Below are 19017 nucleotides of genomic sequence, written 5' to 3' on the forward strand. Positions count from 1 at the left end.
GCGACGAGCGCGGAAAAACATACTGCGCACCCGGTCCCCTTGACCGAGGGTATGCCCGGCGTGGCTGCCTGCCCAAGAAAGCAAGCGTCATGCCCGGCAAACCGACCTTGCCATTGTGCGCGTTGCGTCAATTGGGAAAAACACCGAAAGAACGGGTTTTCCGCGGAATAACGCGCCGCGCCATGGCTTTGTGTTGTTGCGTTCGCACCAGCATAGCGCAAACCCGTGCAATACAAAGTTCATATTCCTCAAGTAAAGTGAAATCGTTTTCAGCAAACTTGCAGTGATTCCATCAATGGCTACGCGCCCGTCGCCCCGCTTTTCCATCATCGAAGTGGCTCGCAAGGCGGGGGTGTCGCCGGCGACGGTGTCGCGCGCGTTCAACCAGCCGGAGATCGTGCATCCCGACACGCTGGCGCACATCCGCAACATCGCCAAGCGCGCGGGCTTTCGGCCCAACCGCGTGGGCCGCAGCCTGCGTTCGGGCAGCACGCGCACCATTGGGCTGATCCTGCCCACGCTATCCAATCCCGTGTTCGCCGAGTGTTTCGAAGGCGCCGAACGCCGCGCCCGTGAATCGGGCTACAGCGTCATGCTGACCGCCACCGGCTACGACCCCGCCGTTGAATCGGCCGCTGTGCAAGGCCTGATCGACCATCAGGTCGATGGCCTGATCCTGACCGTGGCCGACGTCAGCAAGAGCGCCACGCTTGACGACCTGGACGGCAGCGGCATCCCTTACGTGCTGGTCTACAACGAGTCCAACGATCACCCCTTCGCGTCGGTCGACAATCGCGCCGCGGCAAGCGACATGGTGGCGCACCTGGCCGCGATGGGTCACAAGCGCATCGCGCTGGTGACCGGCCCGCTGACCGCATCCGACCGCGCGCGCCGTCGCCTGATGGGCGCCCGCGCCAGCGCCAAGAAGCTGGGCCTGGACGCGATCCAGCACATCGCCATGAGCTCGCACACCGGCAGCGACGTGGATGCGCTAAGGGCCGCCTTGCGCGGCAAGCAGGCGCCCACGGCACTCTTCTGTTCCAACGACCTGCTGGCCACCGCCGTCATCGCCGACCTGGTGGGACTGGGGCTGTCCGTGCCGACCGACATTTCCGTGTGCGGTTTTGACGGCATGCGCTTTGGCGCGTTGCTGACCCCGCCGCTGACCACCGTCGCGCAACCCAGCGACGGCATCGGCCAAACGGCGTGCTCGAACCTGCTGGCGCAGATTCATGGCCAGCCGCCGCAATCGAACCGCCTGCCCCATTGCATCGTCGTCGGCGGCACCGCGGCGTCCGTGCGCCGCTAAGCCCGCTACCCACCATTCCGACAACTTCCAGATCGCCATGCTCATCGCACAAATCACCGACCTCCACATGCGCACCCCGGGAGACAAGGCCTACGGCATCATCGACCCGGCGGCGTTTCTGGCCCCCGCGGTGCGCGCCTTGAATGCGCTGACGCCGCGCCCTGACTGCGTGCTGATCACCGGCGATCTGACGGACTTGGGCAAGCCCATCGAATACCAGACGCTGCGCGACCATCTGCAGGCGCTGGAGATTCCGTATTTCCTGCTGCCCGGCAACCACGATGACCGCGCCCAGTTGCGCGCCGCGTTCCCCGACCACGCGTACCTGCAGGACGGCGGACAATTCGTGCAGTACGCCATCGAGACCTATCCGCTGCGCATGCTGGCGCTGGACACCGTGGTGCCGATGAAGAGCCACGGCGAACTCTGCCAGACGCGCCTGGATTGGCTGGCCGAACGCCTGGCCGAACAGCCCGGCCGGCCCACGCTGGTGCTGATGCACCATCCGCCGTTCCTGACCGGCATCGAACACATGGACGACATCGGCCTCTTGGCCGGCGCACCGGAACTGGAACGCATCGTCGCCCGCTATCCCAATGTCGAGCGCGTGTTGTGCGGCCATCTGCATCGCACGATCTTCCAACGCTTTGGCGGCACCATCGCGTCGACCTGTCCCGGCACGGCCCACCAGCTTGCGCTGGAACTCGGTCCGCGCCCGACGCTGCAATACATCATGGAACCGCCCGGCTATCAGCTGCATTGGTGGCAGGGCGGCAATCTGGTCACGCATCAAGCCGTCATCGGGGATTACCCCGGCCCGTATCCCTTTGGTTGAAACCGGCGCGGGGAACCCACGCATTGCCACATATCCGTCATGTTTGCGCTGCACAATGAAAAGGTTTTCATAACAGGCAACAATGCGGATCTAACAATTAGATCTTCGAGACAGCATGTCATCCATCGTTCTGGATAACCTCACCAAACAGTACGCCGGCGCGGCGGCGATCCAAGGCGTTAGCTTTACGGTTCCGGCCGGCAGCTTCACCGTCCTCCTGGGTCCGTCCGGTTGCGGCAAGTCGACGACGCTGCGCATGATCGCCGGCCTGGATACGCCCACGTCGGGCACCATCCGCATCGGCGACCGCGACGTCACGCAATTGCCGCCGGCCAAGCGCCGCATCTCGATGGTGTTCCAGTCGTATGCGTTGTTTCCGCACCTGTCGGTGCGCGAGAACATCCTGTTCGGCCTGAAGGTGCGCAAAGAGCCCGCCAAGGACTTCGACCGGCGCTTGAAGCGCGTGGCCGACCTGCTGGGCCTGTCGCACCTGCTGGACCGCAAGCCGTCGCAACTGTCCGGCGGCCAGCAGCAGCGCGTGGCGCTGGGCCGCGCCGTGATTTCCGAAGCGCCGGTCTGCCTGATGGACGAGCCCCTTTCCAATCTGGACGCACAGCTGCGCCACGAGATGCGCCGCGAGATCCGCGCATTGCAGCAAAGCCTGGGCATCACCATGGTCTACGTCACGCACGATCAGACTGAAGCCATGAGCATGGCCGATCAGGTGGTGCTGCTGCGCGGCGGCCAGATCGAACAGCACGACACGCCCGATGGCCTTTATGCGCGTCCCGCCAGCGAGTTTGCGGCGCGCTTCATCGGCACGCCGCCCATGAACCTGATCAGCCTGACGCAGCAAGCGGGCGCCACGGTGATCGCCGGCACGCAAGGTCCCGCCATCGCGAATGCGCCCGCGGGCGCCGTGAAGCTGGGCGTGCGGCCTGAACATATACGCATCGACGGCGACGGCATCGCGGCCACCGTCGAGAGCGTGGAGTACTTCGGCGCGGACTCCATCGTGGTGTGCCGCATCGGCGACACGGGCGGCGTGGCCGTCCGGGTAGGCGGCCATCTGCGCGCAAGCGCCGGCGAGTCGCTGCGCCTGTCCTGGCCGGACGGGCAACAGCATTTCTTTGCCGCCGATTCGGCGGTCATCAACACCGACGGGCGCTAGGGAATGGCCCCCACGCTGCGCCTTCGGCTTGCTGCCCCCCGAGGGGGCGCTTTTTACCTTGGGACGGCCCGGCGGTAAAACGCCCCACCCTCAGAAAAGGAAACACAACATGCGACGCATCGTACTGAAGACCCTGGCCGCCAGCCTGGCCGCCGCCTGCCTTTCTCTGCCTGTGCAGGCGCAGAACAAGCCCGTCGAGGTCGAGTTCTATTACCCGGTCGCCGTCGGCGGCCCGATTACCAAAATCGTCGACGACATGGTGACGGATTTCCAGAAGGAAAATCCCAACATCAAGATCAAGCCGATCTACGCCGGTTCGTACCAGGACTCCATCGCCAAGGCGCTGACCGCGCTCAAGGGCGGCACCCCGCCGCAGCTGGCCGTGCTGCTGTCCACCGACATGTTCACGCTGATCGACGAGGACGCCATCGTCCCGATCGACGGCCTGGCCAAGACCGACGCCGACAAGAAGTGGCTGGGCGGCTTCTATGATGCCTTCATGCAGAACAGCCGCAGCGGCGGCCACACCTGGGGCGTGCCGTTCCAGCGTTCGACGATCGTCATGTACTACAACAAGGATCTCTTCAAAGCCGCCGGCCTGGATCCCGAAAAGCCGCCCAAGACCTGGGCCGAGCTGGTGGAATACGGCAAGAAGCTGACCAAGCAGGACGCCTCGGGCAACACGACGCAGTGGGGCATCGAGATCCCGTCGGGCGGCGCGTTCGCGTACTGGCTGTTCCAGGCGCTGACCACGCCCAACGGCGCGATCCTGATGAACGAAGCCGGCAACGAGGTCTACCTGGACAAGCCGGCGGTGGTCGAAGCCGCGCAGTTCTGGCGTGACCTGTCGGCCAAGCACAGGATCATGCCGACCGGCACGATCGACTGGGGCACCACGCCCAAGGACTTCCTGGAAAAGAAGGCGGCCATGGTCTGGACCACCACCGGCAACCTGACCAACATCCGCAAGAACGCCGACTTCCCGTTCGGCGTGGCGATGATGCCGCAGCAAAAGCGCGGCGGCAGCCCCACGGGCGGCGGCAACTTCTACATCTTCAAGAGCGGCACGCCGGAGCAGCAGGCGGCGGCGCTGAAGTTCGCGCAGTGGGCCACCACGCCCGAGCGCGCGGCCGACTGGAGCATCGCCACGGGTTACGTGGCCGTGACGCCGGCCGCCTGGCAGACCGAGAAGATGAAGAAGTACGCGCAGGAAGTGCCGGCCGCCACGGTCGCGCGCGACCAGCTGGAAGTCAGCGTGGCGGAATTCTCCACGCATGAGAACCAGCGCGTCACCAAGACCCTGAACGACGCCCTGCAGGCAGCGCTGACGGGCTCGAAGACGCCGCAGCAGGCCCTGACCGACGCGCAGCGCGAGTCCGATCGCATACTGCGTTCCTACAAGTAAACCGACCGCACGCACGATGAGCCGCTCTTTGAATGCGCTATATGGCTGGCTGCTTCTGCTGCCAGCCATCGTGCTGCTCGCCGCCTTCACGCATTACCCGGCGGTGGCGACGCTTTGGCACAGCTTTTTCTCCACCCCAAAGGGCGCGCGCCCAGCCCGCTTCGTCGGGCTGGACAACTACGCGGTCATGCGCGACGACCCTGTGTTCTGGCAGTCGTTGTGGAACAACCTGTGGTTTGCGCTGGGCACCATTCCTACCTCGATCGGCATCGCGCTGATCATGGCGCTGTGGGTCAACCGCAACCTCGCCGGGCGTGGGTTCCTGCGCATGGCGTACTTCACGCCGACCGTGCTGCCGATGGTGGCAGTCGCCAACATCTGGCTGTTCTTCTACACGCCGCAATACGGGCTGATCGCGCAGGTAATGGGCTGGTTCGGCGCGCCGGGTCCCAACTGGCTGGGCAACCGCGAGACCGCGCTGCCCGCGCTGATGCTGGTGACCGTGTGGAAAGAGGCCGGCTTTTTCATGATCTTCTATCTGGCGGCGCTGCAGACGGTGTCGCCGTCGCTGCGTGAAGCGGCCATGCTGGAAGGCGCCTCGCGCTGGCAGTATTTCCGCCGCATCCTGTGGCCGCTGCTCATGCCCACCACGCTCTTCGTGCTGATCAATGCGCTGATCAACGCGTTCCGGCTGGTCGACCATGTGGTCGTGATGACGCGAGGCGGACCGGACAACGCCAGCACCTTGCTGCTCTATTACATCTACCAGGTGGGATTCAGCTTCTGGGACACGGCTTACGCCGCGACCCTGACCGTCGTGTTGCTGGTGGTGCTGGCGCTGACCGCGCTGATCAAGTTCCGCTGGCTGGACCGCAGGACGCACTACCAATGAAAGACAAGCTCGATACCCTGGGCGCGTGGGCGCTGGGCCTGTTGTGGATCCTGCCGCTGGCGTACGCGATGTGGGCGGCCTTCCATCCGCCCGCCTACGCAACGCGTTTTGACCTCTTTGCGCCGCTGACGCTGGATAACTTCGTGCGCGCCTGGAACGCGGCGCCGTTTCCGCGCTACTTCCTGAACACGTTCGTGCTGGTCACGATGGTGCTGGCCGCGCAACTCGTGCTGTCGACGCTGGCCGGCTACGCGTTTGCGCGCTTCGAGTTCCGCGGCCGCGATTTTGTCTTCATGCTGGTGCTGTTGCAGCTGATGATCATGCCCGACGTGCTGCTGGTGGAGAACTACCGGTCGATGAGCCTCTTGGGCGTGCGCGACACGGTGTTCGCGATCGGCCTGCCGTACTTTGCCTCGGCCTTCGGCATCTTCCTGTTGCGCCAGACCTTCAAGACGGTCCCGCGCGAGCTGGAAGAGGCGGCCCGCATGGAAGGCGCGAATGCGCTGCAGATCCTCTGGAAGGTCTACGTGCCGCTGGCCAAGCCCATCTACGTCGCCTACGGACTGGTGTCGGTCAGCCACCACTGGAACAACTTCCTGTGGCCGCTGATCATCACCAATTCGGTCGAATCCCGGCCGCTGACGGTGGGACTGCAGGTGTTCTCGTCGACGGACCAGGGCATCGACTGGTCCGTGATCACCGCCGCGACCCTGATGTCGGCCGCGCCGCTGCTGATCGCGTTCCTGCTGTTCCAGCGCCAGTTCGTGCAGTCGTTCATGCGGGCGGGGATCCGCTAGGACCCTGACGACCTGCCGCGCCGCAACAAAAAACCCCGCCTCGGCGGGGTTTGTTGCGCATGGGGACACGCGGCGGGGATCAATACCCGACGGTCAGGCCCGGCAGGTCCACCGTGATGCGCGGACGCTCCAGCGCCAGCGCCAGGTGCTCGGCGAACTCCCGGGCTTCTTTTTCGTCGGTGGACAGCGTGTCGTAGCCCAACGCGTCGGCCACGCCCAGCACCTTGTCCAGCAACAGGACCTTGCCGCTGGGGCGCAGCGGCTCGCAGCCCAGGGTTTCCCAGGCGCTGTCAAACCAATCGCGCGCATCGGCCTGGCGTTGCGGAGAGGTGTCGACGTTCGCGGAAAGGTCCAGCGAACGCCGGGGGTCGAAAACGATGGTGATGTCGCTGCGCATGGGAATGGGGCTCCGTCAGGGGGCGTCAGGCCAGTAGAGTAGGCAAAAAACGCCGGACAGATTGTCCGCCCGGCGACATATTCCTACCAGCCCCGCGACACTTCCCAGGTGACCTCGACGCCGGCGGCCTGCGACTGGCGCATCATGTCCAGCAGGGGGAAGGCACGTTCCTTCAGGCCTACCGCGCGCGCCATCGGGGCGGCGGGCGCTTTGTCCTCGTCGTCCTCGTCCGGGATTTCGTGGGCATGCTGGTATTCGTCGATCGCGCGTTCGATGCCGCTGATGGCCGGACCAAGCTGCTCCACGGTGAAGACGCCGCGCTCGGGGATCTTGTCGCCGACCGGCTTGCCAGCCGCCTGCAACAGGGCGCCGGCGTGGTCGGTCAGCATCAGGACTTCGGCCACGACCTTGGAGTGAAAAGTGATCAGCATATTCCGGTCTCCTACATTGTTTACCTTAGCTCCGTACACTACCCCAACGCCCCCATGATGCCAACTGGCGCCCCCAAATCAACTATGATTCAGGGGTTTCCCGTGACAGCAGGCGCCGCGCCGGCCCTGACTCCGGCACGCGCGCTCCGGCTTGCCGGCCGCCGCCGGACAGCACCGTGGGCTCGCCTGCGGGCGTAGCGCGAATTGCCGGCAAGCCGCAAGTCGGCTCCAAGCGCCGTGCCGCCATCGTCACTCACACAGAACCTCGCCAGACGCCCATGCTCCTCGAGCAACAAAAACAGCTTATCTCCCTGATCCAGGCCGCCGTCGCGCAAAGCCTGCCCGACGCCCAGCCCAACGTGCTGCTGGAGCGCCCCAAGGTTGCCGCCCACGGCGACGTCGCCACCAACGTGGCCATGCAGCTCGCCAAACCCGCGCGCCGCAATCCCCGCGAACTGGCCCAGGGCATCGTCGACGCCGTGATGGCCAATCCCGACGCCGCCGCGCTGGTCGAGAGCGCCGAAGTGGCCGGCCCCGGCTTCATCAACCTGCGCATCACCCCGGCGGCCCGCCAGGCAGTGATCGCCGCGGTGGCCGAGCAGGGCGACACGTACGGACGCGCCGCGCGCCTGGGCGAAAAGATCCTGGTCGAGTTCGTGTCGGCCAACCCCACCGGCCCGCTGCACGTGGGCCATGCCCGCCAGGCCGCGCTGGGCGACGCGCTGTGCCGCCTGTACGACGCCGTCGGCTGGGACGTCACCCGCGAGTTCTACTACAACGACGCCGGCAACCAGATCCATAACCTGGCGATCAGCGTGCAGGCCCGCGCCCGCGGCCTGACCACGGAATCCCCGGATTGGCCCGAAGACGGCTACAAGGGCGACTACATCGCCGACATCGCCCGCGACTTCCAGGAAGGCAAGACCATCCAGGCGTCCGACGGCGAGCCCGTCACCGCCACGGGCAACATCGACAACCTGGACGACATCCGCGTCTTTGCCGTGGCCTACCTGCGCCGCGAGCAGGACCTGGACCTGCAGGCTTTCGGCCTGGCGTTCGACAATTACTACCTGGAAAGCTCGCTCTACACGTCCGGCCGCGTCGAAGCGACGGTCAAGGCGCTGGTCGCCGGCGGCCATACCTACGAAGAGGGCGGCGCGCTGTGGCTGCGCACCACCGAACTGGGCACGGGCGACGACAAAGACCGCGTCATGCGCAAGAGCGAGGGCGGCTACACCTATTTCGTCCCTGACGTCGCCTACCACAAGGCCAAATGGGAACGCGGCTTTCACCGCGCCGTGAACATCCAGGGCAGCGACCACCACGGCACCGTGGCCCGCGTGCGCGCCGGCCTGCAGGCGCTGGAAGAGGGCATCCCGAAGGACTACCCGTCCTACGTGCTGCACAAGATGGTCAAGGTGATGCGCGGCGGCGAAGAGGTCAAGATCTCCAAGCGCGCCGGCAGCTACGTCACCATGCGCGACCTGATCGACTGGGTGGGCCGTGACGCGGTGCGCTACTTCCTTATCCAGCGCCGCGCCGACACGGAATTCGTATTCGACGTGGACCTGGCCCTGTCCAAGAGCGACGAGAACCCCGTCTATTACATCCAGTACGCCCACGCGCGCATCTGCTCGGTCATCAACAACGCGGGCATGCCCGCCGCAGACGTGGCCCAGGCCGACGCCTCGCTCCTGACCGCGCCGACCGAATTCGCGCTGATGCAGCGCCTGGCCGAGTTCCCCCAGGTGGTGGCGCTGGCCGCCCAGGATCTGTCGCCGCACCACATCGCGTTCTGGCTGCGCGACTGCGCGTCTGACTTCCACGCCTGGTACAACGCCGAGCGCGTGCTGGTCGACGACACTGCCGTGAAGCTGGCCCGCCTGCGCCTGGCCGCCACCACCCGCCAGGTGCTGGCCAATGGCCTCGCGCTCTTGGGCGTTTCCGCGCCCGAGCGGATGTAACATCGGTTCATGGCAACCAAGCGCAAATCCACCCGCCGTTCCTCCGGCGAAAGCGGCAGCACCCTGTACGGGGCGCTGGCCGGTCTGCTGATCGGGCTGATCGTCGCCGCCGTCGTCGCGTTCTATGTCACCAAAGCGCCCGTTCCCTTCGTGGACCGGGCCAGCCGCCAGGGCGATACGGGCAAGCTGCCCGATCCGCGCTCGGCGCCGGACCCCAACGCCGGCCTGTACGGCCGCGACGGGGCGGCGGGCGCGCCGCCCACCGGTCCCACCGCCACCGCGCCGGCCCCGCTGCCGGGTGCAGGCGCACCGGCCAAGGGCGACGAAACCCCCTCCAAGCTGGACGACCTGGGCGCGCTGATCGCCACGCTGCCGACCTCCCGGGCGCCGGCTGCTGCGCCGTCGGCCCCGCCCGCCACGGCATCCGCGCCCACGCCCATCTCCAAGGCCGCCCCCACGGCGACGGCAGCCGCCAAGCCGTCTGCGCCCGCCGCCACCGGCACGTACTACCTGCAAGCCGGCGCCTTCCGCGGCGAGAACGACGCCGAATCGCTCAAGGCACGCATCATCCTGCTGGGCCTGCCCGTCGCGGTGCAGAAGGCCGAACTCAACGGCAAGCCCATCAACCGCGTCCGGGTCGGTCCGTTTGCCCGCCTGGACGACATGAACCGGGCGCGCGGCCGCCTGGGCGAGAACAAGATCGAAACCGCCGTAGTGCGCCAATAGCGCCGCGCGGCGGATCGTTTTGCATTGAACTAATCCGGCCCCGGGCCTGTCTGTAGCCTTTTATTCAGGAACCTCACCCATGCTGTCCCCCAAGCTCATCCGCATCCTGGCAGCCGCCGCGCTGACCGCCACGGCGTTCTTCAGCCCGGCCAGCCACGCGCAAGGCGCCCAGCAGTACGTGCCGATCAACCCGCCGCTGCCGTCGGACACCCCGGGCAAGGTCGAGGTCCTGGAATTCTTTGCCTACACCTGCCCGCACTGCGCCGCCATGGAACCCATGGTCGAAGACTGGGCCAAGACCGCGCCGTCCGACGTCGTGCTCAAGCAGGTTCCCATCGCCTTCAACGCCGGCATGAAGCCGCTGCAGCAGCTGTACTACACGCTGCTGGCCCTGGACCGTCCCGACCTGCACCCGAAGGTCTTCACGGCCATCCACGGCGAGCACAAGCGCCTGTTCGACAAGAAGGCCATGGGTGAGTGGATTGCGACCCAGGGCGTGGACCGCGCCAAGTTCGACTCGGTGTTCGATTCGTTCAGCGTGCAGACCCAGGTGCAGCGCGCCAACCAGCTGGCCGAGGCCTATCGCATCGAAGGCACGCCGTCCTTCGCCGTGGGCGGCAAGTTCATGACCTCGCCGGTCATGGCGGGCAACAGCTACGAAGGCGCGCTGAAGGAAGTCAACGCGCTGATTCCGATGGCGCGCGCGAAGTAATCTGCGCAAGGTTCCGCATGGCAAACGCCCCGTGCCTTTTCAGGCCGGGGCGTTTTTGTTTCGGGTTCCGTTCAGCCGGCCAAGCCGCATGCGAACGCGGCGGCTGCCAGGGTACCGAGCGCGGCTATTACTTGACCGCCGCAGCCTGCTCGAAAGCCTGCTTCAGGTCCGCAATGATGTCCTCGGGCGATTCCAGCCCGATGTGCAGGCGCACGACCGGGTTCTCGCCTTCGCCCCAATAGCCGTGCTTGGACAGATCCTTCGGCGATACGAGCTGCACCAGGCTTTCATAGCCGCCCCACGAGAAACCGATGCCAAAGAGCGTCAGCGCATCGACAAAGCGGCGCGCGGCGGCCGGGGACAGGGCCAGTTCGGCCGACAGCATGCCGTTCGAACCCGTGCAATCGCGTTGCCACAATTCGTGGCCGGGATCCTTGGGCCAGGCCGGATGGAACAGGCGCACGGTCTCGGGACGGGAATCCAGGAACTCGCACACCTGCATCGCGTGACGCGCGTGCTGCGCCATGCGGATGGGCATGGTGCGCACGCCGCGCAGCGCCAGCCACGCGTCGTCGGCGCTGATCGAATACCCCATCGCGTACTGCGTGCGGTTCAGCTTGCGGGCGATGCCCTCGTCGTTGGTGACCACCGCGCCCAGCATCAGGTCGGAGTGCCCGCCCACGTACTTGGTGCCGGCAATGACCGAGACCTGCGCGCCCAGCGTCAGCGGCCGGTAGATGTAGCCGGAACCCCAGGTATTGTCGGTGGCCAGCACCAGCCCGTGGCGCTGCGCGATGGCGGCCATGGCGCCCATGTCCAGCATCTCGAACAGCAGCGAACCGGGCGATTCCACGTACAGCAGCCTGGTGTTGGGCCGCACCAGTGCATCGATGTCTTCGCCAGCGGCAAAATACGTGATCTCGATGTTCATGCGCTTGAGCACCGCATCGTCCAGCTCGCGCATCGGGCCATACACGCTGTCGGAGATCAACGCGTGATCGCCCGCCGAGCACAGCGCCATCATCACCATCGTCATGGCCGACAGGCCCGAGGACGCCAGATAGCAGTGCGTGCCGCCTTCCAGCTGCGTGAAGACCTCTTCCAGCGCGGCATGGGTGTCCATGCCCATGCGCCCGTACGTGGACGCGCGGCCGCCGGCCGCCTTGCTGCGCTGCGCGTTTTCCAGCGCGGCGATGTTGGCAAAGCGCACCGTGCTGGCCCGCATGGGCGGCAACGGCACCGGCGCCGTGCCGGTCTCGGGATTGAACGGGGCGGTGCCCGCGTGCTGGAGAACCGTATCGATGTGTTTGGTAGGCATCTTGTAGAGGTGCGTCAAAACCGGGAAAGCCAAACCATATCAGGACGCGGCGGGAATTTCAGCCGATCCACTGAATCGTCTCGGACAAATCCGCACGCCGGGTGCGGTAGCGGTTGGCCGGATGCGCCGTGTCCTCGAAGCCGAACGAGATGCCGCAGACTACGCGCCGGCCGGGTGCGATGCCCAGTACTTCGCGCAATACCTCGGGATACATGGCCAGCGATGCCTGCGCCACGGTCGCGACGCCGTTGGCCTGGGCCGCCAGCAGAAAATTGGCGACGTACCCGCCGCAATCCATCGCGCCGTACTCGCCCAGTGCCTCGTCGGTCGTGATGATGGCGACGTGCGGCGCGTCAAAGAGGGCGAAGTTGCGCATCTCCTGGCGCCGGTAGGCTTCGCGGTCGCCGCGCGGCACGCCCACTGCGCCGTACAGCTGAAAGCCCGATTCGCGGCGGCGGGCCAGGTACTCGTCGCGGTATTCGCGCGGAAACGGGAAATCAGGCGTGAAGCCCGCGACCTGCGCGCGGCGCTCCAGCGCGTCGCGCAGCCGCCGGGTCCCTTCGCCCTCGGTGATCGCCACCTGCCACGGCTGGCAGTTGCACCAGGACGCCGTGCGCTGCGCCAGCGTCAAAATGCGCTCGACGGTCGCGCGAGGCACAGGCTTCGGCAGAAAGGCTCGGCAGCTGTGGCGGGCAAGCAGCCAGTCCTCGAGCGCGGCATCGGGCAGGGCGTCGGTGGCGTTAATGGCGTTCTGAGCGGCAACGGTCATGATCGGTCTGTCTCCTGTCGTGGTCGGCTTTGGCCTTATCATGCCACTTGCTATCCGCCACCGTCCCGCCCCATGCTGCCCCTCGACACCCTCATCGCATTCTTTGGCATTGCCGTACTGCTGGCGCTGACGCCGGGGCCGGACAATCTATTCGTGTTGATGCAGTCCGCCATCTGGGGACGCAAGGCGGGCATGTTCGTGGTGCTGGGGCTGTGCACCGGACTGCTCGGACACACGGCGGCGGTTGCGGTCGGGTTGGCTGCCGTCTTCGCCGCGTCGCCCATCGCGTTCACGGTGCTCAAGCTGGCGGGCGCGGCCTATCTGGCGTACCTGGCCTGGCAGATCCTGCGCGCCCCGGTCGAATCCGAAGACGGCAAACGTCCTGAACCCATGCGCCCCGGCGCGCTGTACCGCCGCGGCATCGTCATGAACCTCACCAATCCCAAGGTGCTGCTGTTCTTCTTTGCCTTCCTGCCGCAATTCACGTCGCCGCGGCTGGGATCGGTGGGCGTGCAGACGATGCAACTGGGCGCGGTGTTCATCGTGTCCACGCTGCTGGTGTTCGGCGCGATCGCGTTCTTCTCGGGCGCATTTGGTGAACTGCTGCAGCGCTCGGTGACGGCCAAGCGCTGGCTGAATCGCATTGCGGCACTGGTGTTCGTGGGGCTGGCGGTCAGGCTGGCGACGGCGTCGCGCTAGTTCGCGCGCGCCTTGAACCGCACGATGCCATCGGCATCCTGCGCCCGAGTCAGCTTGCCTTCAAAATACAGCGCATGCAGATGCGCCAGCGCCTCGCCCATCGCGAACGTCAACTGGTGCAAATCCAGCTTGCGCTTGAACAGCACCGGCACGATATCCGACGTCGATTGCGGCGTCACGGCACAGGCTTCCAGCACTTCCGCCAGCCGATCCCGATGATGCTCGTGCTGCTGCGCGATGCGCTCATGCAGACCCTTGAACGGGCGGCCATGCGACGGCAGCACCAGCGTGTCGTCCGGCAGGCCGTCGTACCCGTCCAGTGAACGCAAATACAGGGGCAGGGGATTGGCGTCGGGTTCGTAATCGAACACGCTGACGTTGGTCGAAATGCGCGGCAGGACCATGTCGCCGGAGATGAGCACGCCCAGGTCGGGCGAGAACAGCGACGCGTGTTCCGGCGCATGGCCGTAGCCCACGATGACGCGCCAATCGCGCCCGCCGATGCGCACCTGATCGCCGTCCATGATGCGCGTATAGCGCGACGGCACGGCGGGCACCAGGTTAGGGAAATAGTTGGCGCGCTGGCGGATCTGTTCCTGCGCATCCGGGTCCGTCAGGCCGTGGCGGGCAAAGTGCTCGACCGCCGATTGGCCGCCCGGCCCCGCGCCGGCATCGGTGCGGCGCGACGACCACAGCGACGCCACCATGAAGTCCGTCATCGTCATCCACAGCCGCGCGTTCCAGCGCTCGCACAGCCAGTAGGCCAGGCCGATGTGGTCCGGATGCATGTGGGTGACCAGCACGCGCAGCACGGGCAGGCCGTCCAGCTCGTTCTTGAACACGTCTTCCCACAGCGTCTTCACTTCGTCGCGCGAAATGCCGCAGTCGACGATGGTCCAGCCGTCCTGGCCGTCGATGTTGTCGCGCAGCAGCCAGAGGTTGATATGATCCAGCGCGAACGGCAGCGGCATCCGGATCCATTTGACGCCCTCCGCCACCGCATGCGCGCGGCCGGCCTCGGGCTGAAAATCGGCCCAGGGATACTGAAGCTTCTGTTCGTTGGGGTTCATTGCCTCTCGCTCCACGCTTGACGATCACGTCAAGTCATCATAATTTACGTTTACGTAAACTGCCACACGTCGCATGCCCTCGTCAACCTGGACCATCTCCGAGCTCGCCCGCGAGTTCGACGTCACGCCCCGCACGATCCGCTTCTACGAAGACCAGGGGATCGTCAGCCCGGCGCGCGAGGGCCGCAACCGCATCTTCGGACCGCGCGACCGCACGCGCCTGAAGCTGGCCTTGCGCGGCAAGCGGCTGGGCCTGCAACTGTCCGAGATCCTGACGCTCATCGACATGTACGACGGGCCCGGCGACACCGACGTGCAGTTGCGCCAGTACCTGGCCGTGCTGGAACAGCATCGCGTCACGCTCGAGCAGCAGCGCCGCGACATCGACGACACCCTGCAGGAAATCAGCGAGCAGGAACGCCAGTGCCGCGTCCTCTTGGCGCAGAAGCCGTAGTTCGCATGGCCGTTTTTCAAACCATAGGGCTCTTCGTCCTGACCGCGCTCGCGGAAATCATCGGCTGCTATCTTCCCTATCTGTGGCTGCGCAAGGGCCATTCCATCTGGCTGCTGGCGCCCGCCGCGGTGAGCCTGGCGCTGTTCGCCTGGCTGCTGACCCTGCACCCCACGGCGTCGGGCCGGGTCTATGCCGCGTACGGCGGCGTCTACATCGGCATGGCGCTGCTATGGCTGTGGGCGGTGGACGGCGTGCGGCCCAGCGCGAGCGACTGGATCGGCGTGGGCCTGTGCATCGCCGGCATGCTGGTGATCATGTTCGGGCCGCGCGGGACGTGATCCGGGCCGTCTGACCGGCACAAACGAAAAGCGCGCGTACCCTTGAAGGGCCGCGCGCTTTTTGTTGCGGGGCGCTCATTACGGCCCCGCCGATCACTCCGCCTTGATATTGCCGTCCTTGATAAGACGGGCGTTGTTCGTGAACTCGGCCTGCACCTGCTTGGCAAAGGCCTCGCCCGACGCCGTGCCCGGCTGCAGGAACGACTTGGCCAGCAGCTCCTGAAACTCGGCGCTGGCCACCGCCTTGGTCAACGCCGCCTGCAACGGCTGCGACACCGTGGGCGGCAGGTTGGCCGGCGCGAAGATGCCGAAGTTCGAGTAGTACTGCGCCTGCGGCAGCTTCAGCTCGGCCATCGTCGGCACATCCGGCCACGCGGCCAGACGCTGCGGCGCCATCACCGCCAGCGGCTTGAGCGCGCCATTGGCCACGTGCGGCAACACCACGTCGCTGTTGACCACCAGCAGCTCCACCACGCCGCCCAGGCCGTCGGTCAGCGCCTGGCTGTTGCCGCGATACGGCACGTGCAGCATCTTGGTGCCGGTCTGCGCGGTGACCGCCGCCATGCCGATATGCGCGACCGTGCCCTGGCCCGGCGTGCCGTAGCGCACGCCTTCGGGATGCGACTTGGCGTACTCGACGAGGCCGGCAAAATCCTTCACGGGCAGCGCCTTGGTCGCCACGATGGCCACCGGCGCCACGGCCACGCTGGCCACCGGCGTCAGGTCCTTCATCGGGTCGTAATTGGTCTTGGCCAGATGCGGAAAGATCGTCAGCGGGCTGGTCGAGGCCAGCAGCAGCGTGGTGCCGTCCGGCTGCGCGCGCGCCACGTAGTCGGTGCCCACCGACGCGCCCGCGCCCGGCTTGTTCTCGACGATGACCGTGATGTTCGCTTCCTTGCGCAGCGCGTCGCCCAACCGGCGCGCGATCGCATCGGCGCTGCCGCCGGCGGTGTAGGGCACGACTACGGTGACGGGCTTGGCCGGCCAGCTCTGCGCCATCGCGCCGCTCGCCATGATTGCCAGGGCCGCCCCCGCGGCCTTGGTCAGCAATGTCTTCTTTTTCATATCGTCCTGGTGATGTTGCGTAGCACTGCGTTGGTGAAACGGATTGCGGTAAAGCCCATCAAGCGAGGTAGCGTTGCGCCAAGCGAACCCAGTACGACGCCCCCGCCGGAATCAAGGAATCATTGAAGTCATAGCTGGCGTTGTGCAGCATGCACGGGCCCAGACCGTGGCCCGCCATGCGGTGTTCGCCATCGCCGTTGCCCAGGAACACGTAGCACCCCGGCTTTTCCTGCAGCAGGAAGGCAAAGTCTTCCGATGCCATGGCCGGTTCGATGGTGAGTGCGCGATCCTCGCCCACGACCTCGCGCATCACGCCCATGCAGAATTCGGTCTCGGCCACGGTATTGACCAGCGCCGGGTAGCGACGCTCGAAGTACACCTCGGCTTCGCAGCCGTGCGCCGCGGCAATGCTGGGTGCGATCTCCTGCATGCGCCGTTCGATCAAATCCACCACATCGGTGCTGTAAGCGCGCACCGACCCGCCCAGCCACGCGGTATTGGGAATCACGTTGATGACGCTGCCGCCCGCCTGCACCTGCGTGATCGACAGCACCGCCGCATCCAGCGGACGCTTGCTGCGCGTCAGGATCGTCTGCAGCGACTGGCCGATGGCAAAGAGCGCTGGCACCGGGTCGTTGCAGTCCTGCGGCGCGGCGGCGTGGCCGCCCTTGCCCTTGACCGTGATCTTGAAGCCGTTGGCCGCCGCCATCATGGGACCGGCACAGACGCCGAACGCGCCAGCCGGCAATCCCGGCCAGTTATGCATGCCAAACACGGCCTCGCACGGAAAGCGCGTGAACAGGCCATCCTGGATCATCGCCCGGCCGCCCGCACCGCCTTCCTCGGCCGGCTGAAAGCACAGGTAGACCGTGCCGTCGAAGCCGCCCGCGGTCTGCAAATGCTGCGCCGCAGCCAACAGCATCGCGGTGTGGCCGTCGTGGCCGCAGCCGTGCATCTTGCCGTCGTGGCGCGAGCGGTGCTCGAACTGGTTTTCTTCCTGCATGGGCAGCGCATCCATGTCGGCGCGCAGCATGATGGCCCGGTCCGACGTGCCCCGCTTGATCACGCCCACCACGCCCGTCTTGGCAATGCCCGTGTGCGTTTCGATGCCCCAGCCGCGCAGCGTATCGGCCACCACCTTGGCCGTGCGGTGCTCTTCGTAGCAAAGCTCCGGGTGCATGTGGATGTCGCGGCGCAACGCCACGATGTCGTCCAGGTTGGATAGTTCGAGCACAGCAGACTCCATCGGATATTTCAGGATTAAAGGGTCATATCAAGTATTGCCCATCGTCACCGCCGCAACGGCGCGCAGGACGCTAGGGATAACCCTCATCCAATTTACGTTTACGTAAACGTAATATTTGCACTGCATCATTGCGCAGCGCCGGACGATCGGCGCATCATGGATCACCCCCGCGACGGCGGCCAAGACACGCCCGCGCAGATCCATGAATGTAAGCACCTACTATCACGGAGACACTGATGAATCTTCCCGGCCTGAACTTCGACCTGGGCGAAGACCTGGACATGCTGCGCGACGCCGTACGCAACTTCGCGCAGGCCGAGATCGCGCCGCGCGCCGCGGAAGTCGATCGCAGCGACCAGTTCCCGATGGACCTGTGGCGCAAATTCGGAGACCTCGGCGTGCTGGGCATGACCGCCGACGAGGAATACGGCGGCGCCAACATGGGTTACCTGGCCCACATGGTCGTCATGGAAGAAATCTCCCGCGCCAGCGCCTCCATCGGCCTGTCGTACGGCGCGCACTCCAACCTGTGCGTGAACCAGATCAACCGCAACGGCACGGCAGCCCAGAAGGCCAAGTACCTGCCCAAGCTGATCTCCGGCGAACATGTCGGCGCGCTAGCCATGAGCGAGCCGGGCGCCGGGTCCGACGTCGTCAGCATGAAGCTGCGCGCGGAAAAGAAGGGCGACCGCTACGTGCTGAACGGCACCAAGATGTGGATCACCAATGGCCCGGACGCCGACACCCTTGTCGTCTACGCCAAGACCGACCCCGAAGCCCACCAGCGCGGCATCACCGCCTTCCTGGTCGAAAAGGGCTTCAAGGGTTTTTCCGTCGCGCAGAAGCTGGACAAGCTGGGCATGCGCGGCAGCCACACCGGCGAGTTGGTTTTCCAGGACTGCGAGATCCCCGAGGAAAACGTGCTGGGCCAGGTCAACGGCGGCGTGAAGGTGCTGATGAGCGGCCTGGACTATGAACGCGCGGTGCTGTCCGGCGGCCCGCTGGGCATCATGCAGGCTGTGATGGACGTGGTGGTGCCTTACATCCACGACCGCAAGCAGTTCGGCCAGGCCATCGGCGAATTCCAGCTCATCCAGGGCAAGGTCGCCGACCTGTACACCACGCTGCAAGCCAGCCGCGCCTTCTGCTATCAGGTGGGCAAGAACCTGGACAAACTGGGGTCCGACCACGTGCGCCAGGTGCGCAAGGACTGCGCCGCGCTCATTCTGTACACCGCCGAAAAGGCCACCTGGATGGCGGGCGAGGGCGTGCAGATCCTGGGCGGCAACGGCTACATCAACGAATACCCGGTCGGCCGCCTGTGGCGCGACGCCAAGCTGTACGAAATTGGCGCCGGCACCAGCGAAATCCGGCGCATGCTGATCGGCCGCGAACTCTTCAACGAAACCGCCTGACGCC

At 66.0% G+C, this 19017-nt stretch carries 20 protein-coding genes; 13 read left to right on the forward strand and 7 right to left on the reverse strand.

Annotated features, from left to right (window positions below; translation table 11 throughout):
* Nucleotides 1-295: 295 nt before the first annotated feature.
* The 6 genes from ASD71_RS15800 (at nucleotide 296) to ASD71_RS15825 (ending at nucleotide 6409) form a co-directional block, all read left to right on the forward strand.
* On the forward strand, nucleotides 296-1309 hold the full coding sequence (locus ASD71_RS15800; protein ID WP_056565719.1) for a LacI family DNA-binding transcriptional regulator: 1014 nt from the start codon (nucleotides 296-298) through the stop codon (nucleotides 1307-1309).
* A gap of 37 nt (nucleotides 1310-1346) precedes the next feature.
* On the forward strand, nucleotides 1347-2144 hold the full coding sequence (locus tag ASD71_RS15805; RefSeq protein ID WP_056565723.1) for a phosphodiesterase: 798 nt from the start codon (nucleotides 1347-1349) through the stop codon (nucleotides 2142-2144).
* Between the two features lie 115 nt (nucleotides 2145-2259).
* On the forward strand, nucleotides 2260-3315 hold the full coding sequence (locus tag ASD71_RS15810) for an ABC transporter ATP-binding protein (protein ID WP_056565726.1): 1056 nt from the start codon (nucleotides 2260-2262) through the stop codon (nucleotides 3313-3315).
* A gap of 109 nt (nucleotides 3316-3424) precedes the next feature.
* Nucleotides 3425-4720 (forward strand): ABC transporter substrate-binding protein, encoded by a 1296-nt coding sequence (locus ASD71_RS15815; protein ID WP_056565729.1) that lies wholly within the window; start codon nucleotides 3425-3427, stop codon nucleotides 4718-4720.
* A 16-nt stretch (nucleotides 4721-4736) separates the two neighbouring features.
* Nucleotides 4737-5612: a carbohydrate ABC transporter permease gene (locus ASD71_RS15820; protein WP_056565734.1), complete on the forward strand. Its 876-nt coding sequence runs from the start codon at nucleotides 4737-4739 to the stop codon at nucleotides 5610-5612.
* Nucleotides 5609-6409: a carbohydrate ABC transporter permease gene (locus tag ASD71_RS15825; protein ID WP_056565737.1), complete on the forward strand. Its 801-nt coding sequence runs from the start codon at nucleotides 5609-5611 to the stop codon at nucleotides 6407-6409. Before ASD71_RS15820 ends, ASD71_RS15825 begins: the two co-directional genes overlap by 4 nt.
* A gap of 79 nt (nucleotides 6410-6488) precedes the next feature.
* Here the strand turns inward: ASD71_RS15825 and ASD71_RS15830 are convergent, their stop codons facing one another.
* Together ASD71_RS15830 and ASD71_RS15835 are read right to left on the reverse strand one after the other, a co-directional pair.
* On the reverse strand, nucleotides 6489-6806 hold the full coding sequence (locus tag ASD71_RS15830) for a hypothetical protein (protein WP_056565739.1): 318 nt from the start codon (nucleotides 6804-6806) through the stop codon (nucleotides 6489-6491).
* A gap of 83 nt (nucleotides 6807-6889) precedes the next feature.
* Nucleotides 6890-7237 (reverse strand): DUF1840 domain-containing protein, encoded by a 348-nt coding sequence (locus ASD71_RS15835; RefSeq protein WP_056565742.1) that lies wholly within the window; start codon nucleotides 7235-7237, stop codon nucleotides 6890-6892.
* Nucleotides 7238-7515: 278 nt separating this feature from the next.
* On the opposite strand from ASD71_RS15835, the gene argS reads away from it, so the two are divergent.
* From argS to ASD71_RS15850, 3 genes are all read left to right on the forward strand, one after another.
* Nucleotides 7516-9201 carry an arginine--tRNA ligase gene (argS, locus tag ASD71_RS15840; protein WP_056565745.1) on the forward strand — a complete coding sequence of 562 codons (1686 nt, stop codon included), beginning with the start codon at nucleotides 7516-7518 and terminating at the stop codon, nucleotides 9199-9201.
* A 9-nt stretch (nucleotides 9202-9210) separates the two neighbouring features.
* Nucleotides 9211-9927, forward strand: coding sequence for an SPOR domain-containing protein (locus ASD71_RS15845; RefSeq protein ID WP_056565747.1), 717 nt, complete (start codon nucleotides 9211-9213; stop codon nucleotides 9925-9927).
* A gap of 79 nt (nucleotides 9928-10006) precedes the next feature.
* The gene (locus ASD71_RS15850; protein WP_056565750.1) at nucleotides 10007-10639 is read left to right on the forward strand and encodes a thiol:disulfide interchange protein DsbA/DsbL; all 633 of its coding nucleotides are present in this window, start codon (nucleotides 10007-10009) and stop codon (nucleotides 10637-10639) included.
* 127 nt (nucleotides 10640-10766) lie between these two features.
* Here the strand turns inward: ASD71_RS15850 and metC are convergent, their stop codons facing one another.
* Together metC and ASD71_RS15860 are read right to left on the reverse strand one after the other, a co-directional pair.
* The gene (gene metC / locus ASD71_RS15855; protein ID WP_056566974.1) at nucleotides 10767-11957 is read right to left on the reverse strand and encodes a cystathionine beta-lyase; all 1191 of its coding nucleotides are present in this window, start codon (nucleotides 11955-11957) and stop codon (nucleotides 10767-10769) included.
* 58 nt (nucleotides 11958-12015) lie between these two features.
* Entirely contained in the window at nucleotides 12016-12726 is a 711-nt protein-coding gene (locus ASD71_RS15860) for a nitroreductase (RefSeq protein ID WP_056565752.1), read from the reverse strand.
* 72 nt (nucleotides 12727-12798) lie between these two features.
* On the opposite strand from ASD71_RS15860, the gene ASD71_RS15865 reads away from it, so the two are divergent.
* Complete coding sequence (locus tag ASD71_RS15865; RefSeq protein ID WP_056565755.1) at nucleotides 12799-13425, forward strand: LysE family translocator; 627 nt, start codon at nucleotides 12799-12801, stop codon at nucleotides 13423-13425.
* Here the strand turns inward: ASD71_RS15865 and ASD71_RS15870 are convergent.
* A complete protein-coding gene (locus ASD71_RS15870) occupies nucleotides 13422-14495 on the reverse strand; it encodes an MBL fold metallo-hydrolase (protein ID WP_056565758.1) in 1074 nt (357 codons plus the stop codon). The genes ASD71_RS15865 and ASD71_RS15870 overlap by 4 nt on opposite strands.
* Before the next feature lie 73 nt (nucleotides 14496-14568).
* Here ASD71_RS15870 and ASD71_RS15875 point away from each other — a divergent pair, with 73 nt between their 5' ends.
* Nucleotides 14569-14949: a MerR family DNA-binding transcriptional regulator gene (locus ASD71_RS15875; RefSeq protein ID WP_056565761.1), complete on the forward strand. Its 381-nt coding sequence runs from the start codon at nucleotides 14569-14571 to the stop codon at nucleotides 14947-14949.
* A gap of 5 nt (nucleotides 14950-14954) precedes the next feature.
* A complete protein-coding gene (locus ASD71_RS15880; RefSeq protein ID WP_056565764.1) occupies nucleotides 14955-15287 on the forward strand; it encodes a YnfA family protein in 333 nt (110 codons plus the stop codon).
* Nucleotides 15288-15380: 93 nt separating this feature from the next.
* Here ASD71_RS15880 and ASD71_RS15885 read toward each other — a convergent pair whose 3' ends face one another.
* Both ASD71_RS15885 and ASD71_RS15890 read right to left on the reverse strand, forming a co-directional pair.
* Complete coding sequence (locus tag ASD71_RS15885; protein WP_056565767.1) at nucleotides 15381-16352, reverse strand: tripartite tricarboxylate transporter substrate binding protein; 972 nt, start codon at nucleotides 16350-16352, stop codon at nucleotides 15381-15383.
* Between the two features lie 58 nt (nucleotides 16353-16410).
* Complete coding sequence (locus ASD71_RS15890; protein WP_082578974.1) at nucleotides 16411-17586, reverse strand: M20 aminoacylase family protein; 1176 nt, start codon at nucleotides 17584-17586, stop codon at nucleotides 16411-16413.
* A 248-nt stretch (nucleotides 17587-17834) separates the two neighbouring features.
* Between ASD71_RS15890 and ASD71_RS15895 the strand changes: the two genes are divergently transcribed.
* A complete protein-coding gene (locus ASD71_RS15895; RefSeq protein ID WP_056565773.1) occupies nucleotides 17835-19013 on the forward strand; it encodes an isovaleryl-CoA dehydrogenase in 1179 nt (392 codons plus the stop codon).
* Nucleotides 19014-19017: the final 4 nt, after the last annotated feature.

It is taken from the genome of Achromobacter sp. Root565, assembly GCF_001427425.1.
Classification (GTDB): domain Bacteria; phylum Pseudomonadota; class Gammaproteobacteria; order Burkholderiales; family Burkholderiaceae_B; genus Achromobacter; species Achromobacter spanius_D.

Excerpts from the sequence above, each read along its gene's own strand:
- ASD71_RS15800 (WP_056565719.1), top strand. The coding sequence starts at position 296 with ATGGCTACGCGCCCGTCGCCCCGCTTTTCCATCATCGAAGTGGCTCGC.
- ASD71_RS15805 (WP_056565723.1), top strand. The coding sequence starts at position 1,347 with ATGCTCATCGCACAAATCACCGACCTCCACATGCGCACCCCGGGAGAC.
- ASD71_RS15810 (WP_056565726.1), top strand. The coding sequence starts at position 2,260 with ATGTCATCCATCGTTCTGGATAACCTCACCAAACAGTACGCCGGCGCG.
- ASD71_RS15815 (WP_056565729.1), top strand. The coding sequence starts at position 3,425 with ATGCGACGCATCGTACTGAAGACCCTGGCCGCCAGCCTGGCCGCCGCC.
- ASD71_RS15820 (WP_056565734.1), top strand. The coding sequence starts at position 4,737 with ATGAGCCGCTCTTTGAATGCGCTATATGGCTGGCTGCTTCTGCTGCCA.
- ASD71_RS15825 (WP_056565737.1), top strand. The coding sequence starts at position 5,609 with ATGAAAGACAAGCTCGATACCCTGGGCGCGTGGGCGCTGGGCCTGTTG.
- ASD71_RS15830 (WP_056565739.1), bottom strand. The coding sequence starts at position 6,806 with ATGCGCAGCGACATCACCATCGTTTTCGACCCCCGGCGTTCGCTGGAC.
- ASD71_RS15835 (WP_056565742.1), bottom strand. The coding sequence starts at position 7,237 with ATGCTGATCACTTTTCACTCCAAGGTCGTGGCCGAAGTCCTGATGCTG.
- argS (WP_056565745.1), top strand. The coding sequence starts at position 7,516 with ATGCTCCTCGAGCAACAAAAACAGCTTATCTCCCTGATCCAGGCCGCC.
- ASD71_RS15845 (WP_056565747.1), top strand. The coding sequence starts at position 9,211 with ATGGCAACCAAGCGCAAATCCACCCGCCGTTCCTCCGGCGAAAGCGGC.
- ASD71_RS15850 (WP_056565750.1), top strand. The coding sequence starts at position 10,007 with ATGCTGTCCCCCAAGCTCATCCGCATCCTGGCAGCCGCCGCGCTGACC.
- metC (WP_056566974.1), bottom strand. The coding sequence starts at position 11,957 with ATGCCTACCAAACACATCGATACGGTTCTCCAGCACGCGGGCACCGCC.
- ASD71_RS15860 (WP_056565752.1), bottom strand. The coding sequence starts at position 12,726 with ATGACCGTTGCCGCTCAGAACGCCATTAACGCCACCGACGCCCTGCCC.
- ASD71_RS15865 (WP_056565755.1), top strand. The coding sequence starts at position 12,799 with ATGCTGCCCCTCGACACCCTCATCGCATTCTTTGGCATTGCCGTACTG.
- ASD71_RS15870 (WP_056565758.1), bottom strand. The coding sequence starts at position 14,495 with ATGAACCCCAACGAACAGAAGCTTCAGTATCCCTGGGCCGATTTTCAG.
- ASD71_RS15875 (WP_056565761.1), top strand. The coding sequence starts at position 14,569 with ATGCCCTCGTCAACCTGGACCATCTCCGAGCTCGCCCGCGAGTTCGAC.
- ASD71_RS15880 (WP_056565764.1), top strand. The coding sequence starts at position 14,955 with ATGGCCGTTTTTCAAACCATAGGGCTCTTCGTCCTGACCGCGCTCGCG.
- ASD71_RS15885 (WP_056565767.1), bottom strand. The coding sequence starts at position 16,352 with ATGAAAAAGAAGACATTGCTGACCAAGGCCGCGGGGGCGGCCCTGGCA.
- ASD71_RS15895 (WP_056565773.1), top strand. The coding sequence starts at position 17,835 with ATGAATCTTCCCGGCCTGAACTTCGACCTGGGCGAAGACCTGGACATG.